We start from the raw sequence: 761 nt of genomic DNA, 5'->3' as shown, positions 1-761 counted from the left end.
TTGATTGCTGCCAGCGTATTTCCTTTTCTGGCACTTCCATTAATGATTACAATTTTCATGCGTGTATCCTCCAACTTTCGATTTTAATGTCTCTATTATACCATAATGATACTATTATAAAAAAGGAAAAAGAGCTCCTTCGAGCTCTTTTGATTCAGTTCTGTAAACTTGAATTTATCGTTCCTGTATTTCCTTTCCACTGAGGTACTCCACGTCTATTTCAAACATTTGCACAGCCTTTCCTGCATGGGCAATTTCCTCATCAACTAACTGTTCGCTGGGATAGTATTTCATTGCAAATCGTTTTAACAGAGTTGTTGCTCTTGCACCAGATTCTATGAGGTGACATCTGCCGAATACCACAACGCTCTGCACAAACGGTGCCCAATCTTCTTCTTTGATGGTTTCATTTCCATATACCGTGAAACATACTTTGTCACAGGCACGTAGTGCATCTACTTTATGGCCTGCACGTGCTCCATGAAAATAAATTTTCTGCGCATCGTCATCGTAGACATAGTTGATAGGAATTGCATAGGGATATCCGTTATCTCCATTTACGGCAAGAACGCCACGTCGGCTGGACTGCAAAAGAGTCTTTGCCGTGTCGATGCTGATTTCATTTTTCTTTTTACGAATTGTTCTGAACATGATATTGTTCTCCTTCTTACGTTGATACAAATTCCGATTTGTTTAACCTCTTAAAATCTTTTTCTTTACAAACATGGAAATTAACTCTGCTACAATTCCTAAGAGCAAAT

General features: G+C 38.6%; 1 protein-coding gene. It reads right to left on the bottom strand.

Features of this window, described 5'->3' with window-relative positions:
• Positions 1-174: 174 nt before the first annotated feature.
• A complete protein-coding gene (locus WMO62_RS15780) occupies positions 175-651 on the bottom strand; it encodes a pyridoxamine 5'-phosphate oxidase family protein (RefSeq protein ID WP_349145277.1) in 477 nt (158 codons plus the stop codon).
• Positions 652-761 lie beyond the last annotated feature (110 nt).

Source organism: Hominiventricola aquisgranensis, assembly GCF_040096225.1.
Taxonomy (GTDB): domain Bacteria; phylum Bacillota; class Clostridia; order Lachnospirales; family Lachnospiraceae; genus Hominiventricola; species Hominiventricola aquisgranensis.
This window is presented reverse-complemented; position numbering and strand designations above follow the sequence as displayed.

Bases quoted from the DNA above. Each gene is read 5' to 3' on its own strand.
- WMO62_RS15780 (WP_349145277.1), bottom strand. From the start codon at position 651: ATGTTCAGAACAATTCGTAAAAAGAAAAATGAAATCAGCATCGACACG.